At 37.6% G+C, this 2,612-nt stretch carries 4 protein-coding genes; all 4 read left to right on the top strand.

All coding sequences use genetic code 11. From position 1 onward, the window contains the following. Positions 1-1,076: hypothetical protein (locus tag MRT15_RS11205; protein WP_304330292.1), on the top strand; the 1,076-nt coding region annotated here is incomplete at its 5' end. Between the two features lie 78 nt (positions 1,077-1,154). After that, positions 1,155-1,637, top strand: coding sequence for a hypothetical protein (locus tag MRT15_RS11200; protein ID WP_304330291.1), 483 nt, complete (start codon positions 1,155-1,157; stop codon positions 1,635-1,637). 9 nt (positions 1,638-1,646) lie between these two features. Beyond that, positions 1,647-2,246, top strand: a complete 600-nt coding sequence (locus tag MRT15_RS11195; protein ID WP_304330290.1) for a hypothetical protein — start codon at positions 1,647-1,649, stop codon at positions 2,244-2,246. Between the two features lie 16 nt (positions 2,247-2,262). Then, positions 2,263-2,463, top strand: a complete 201-nt coding sequence (locus tag MRT15_RS11190; RefSeq protein ID WP_304330289.1) for a hypothetical protein — start codon at positions 2,263-2,265, stop codon at positions 2,461-2,463. The last annotated feature ends 149 nt before the right edge of the window (positions 2,464-2,612 follow it).

Below are 2,612 nucleotides of genomic sequence, written 5' to 3'. Positions count from 1 at the left end.
TTTCATTCTCATTGATTGCGAAGAAGCATATTGAGTATATTAGGAAGTTGAAGCTTGCTGAAGTTCAAGAGCTTGATGAACTTGGAATAACAAGCTATACTCCACATTTGAAGTATAATTTGATTCTTCACCCATGGATATACATTTACCATAAGCTTCTACAGAATAAGTTGAACAGTCTTACTGAGGATTTGAGGGATAAGCTGTCAATCTATATGGATTGGTGGAGAAGCCATTATGAACAGTTGATTGCTGTGGATGTATGTGATAGTGATCGTTTAAGTGAACTTGCAGTGGAATTATTGAATGATGCGGATAAGGTTATTGTTCCATCGAATTTCTGTGTGGAGGTGTGTAAGTGTAGTGGTGTACAGAAGCCCGTGTATAGGGTTCAGCATGGCTTAGACGTGGAGTGGTATAGTATGCCAAATCAGTGGGAGACTTCACCAGTGAAAACAATAAACCCAGCATTAATAGAGCTATACCTATACAAGATTAGGAAGAATAAGAAGCTAATGTTATTTTGGCTTTGGCATAGTCCAGATCGTAAGGGTTGGCCTGAAGCTAAACAATTATATGAGAAGCTTTCTAGGGAGAGGAAGGATGTGGTTCTGGTCCTTAAGACTGTGAATCCAAATAGTGTGCAATTCCAGGAGGTTATGCATTTAGGGGCTGTGCAAGTTTATGGTTGGCTATCAGAATATGAGAAGATGTGCCTATACGATCTAAGCGATTTAACTTTAATGTTTAGTCGTGGAGGGGGATTTGAGGTTAATGCTTTGGAGTCTTTGGCTAGAATTGTGCCTGTAGTTACAAGTGATTGGGGAAGCTGGACTGATTATGTGCCAAGTTTTCTACGTGTGAAGACTGGTGAGAGGGTTCAGCCTTTACCTGGAAACGCTATTCACGTGGGGTATGGCTATAAGGTTGATGTTGAAAGTGCATTGAATAAGGTTCACGATATACTTGACAATATTGAGGAGTATAGGGCTAAACTAAAAGAATATAAGTTGAAGTTGAGTGAAGAGTATTGTTGGGATAGGGTGGCTGAAAGACTTATGGAGGTAGTCTCATAAAAATAGTTAAATAATGGTTCAGTGATAAATAATGTTAATAGTGGATTTAAATGGATTTTGAAGTTGAGGTGTAGGTGTTTGAGCCTTGATGCATGTATAGATAAGTTGAGGTATGTTAAATATGGGGATGAGGTTAAAAGTAGTGATGTCTTGGATAAATTGGAGTGTATTAGGGCTTTGAGGGATGCTCTTAAGGCTAAGGCAGAGGAGGCTGGATGTCCCAGTGAAGTAATCGATCCATTAGTTGATGAGTTGGATGCTGCCATATCAAAGATTAGGTATGTGAAAAGTGGGGATGTAATAGAACCTGAAGATCATAATTACATTGTTGATGCCCTTAAAAAAGCTAGGGATATACTTGTGGAGATCGAAAGCTACTATAAAAGTTTAATAGAGGAAATATTAAGACCTGGACGGTTATTCATTACATCTGAATATAAGATGCAAGTATCCATGCCAGAAAATCAACTTGTCACATCTGAATATAAGATGCAAGTAGCAACTCCTGATATGCAGAACAGTGTAGACTATAAATTTGTATTGTATGTATCTGTTTCTTGAGGTGGTTTAATGGGTAAAATGATTGAAGTTATAGTTAAAGATAGGGATGGAAAAATAGTTAAACGTGAAGCCATCAATGAAGACCTCTACAATGAATATATTAAGAGGATGAGTGAAAAACCATTTGATTTAAGTACGAGATGGTTCCTTAGAGTTCTATTTGCAATATTTCAACCAGGAGTTACTAGTGGCAAAACTACTGTATCATTTACGGATACTACGGGAACAGCTAGGACTCAAGACTTTAAAGCAAGTTTTGGGACGACCTACAATTCATTCTTCAATATGGTTAGTTGCAACAATAGACTTTGGATTACCTATGGATCTGGAACGACTAGCCCAACTAGAGATGACTACAAACTTGTAAACAAAATTAGTGAGGGGTTAGCTGGTGTAACAGCAGATGAAACTCAGGGGACTCTCACATTTTCAGCATCGTTTACCATGACATCAGACATAACGATATATGAGGTTGGATTAGAATGGGAGGCATGTGTTTCAGGCTATTCAACATGTGGCAGAGTTCTATTGGATAGAACAGTATTCGCAAATGGAATAATTGTTAAAGCTGGTCAAACAGTCACATTCATATATAGGTTCTTCCTATAGTGGACGTGATAACCACATGTGTAGTTGTGAAACATGCATATATAAAGGAGAAACACCTCAAGAGCTATTGGAACTATATATGGGGATGAAAATGATCTACCCTAAAGTCTACTACTGCGTATTACTGCAAATAATTAAATGCTACAACCCAGAAAAACCTTCACAAACATTCAAATGTGAATTATACGAGTCCAGCCAACAAACAAAAAAAGAATAACCAACACTTAAAAGCATTTATATAGTGTAATTGCTATTTCTATTTTGGTGATTGTATGGTTGAGATTATTGAGGATTGGGATGCTTTGATGGATCATGCCAGGTATTGTCATTTGGTTGTGTATAAGGTGAATAGGTTGCCTGAGGGTG

The organism is Candidatus Culexarchaeum yellowstonense, from assembly GCF_024707025.1.
In the GTDB taxonomy this organism is placed as follows: Archaea; Thermoproteota; Methanomethylicia; order Culexarchaeales; family Culexarchaeaceae; genus Culexarchaeum.
This window is presented reverse-complemented; position numbering and strand designations above follow the sequence as displayed.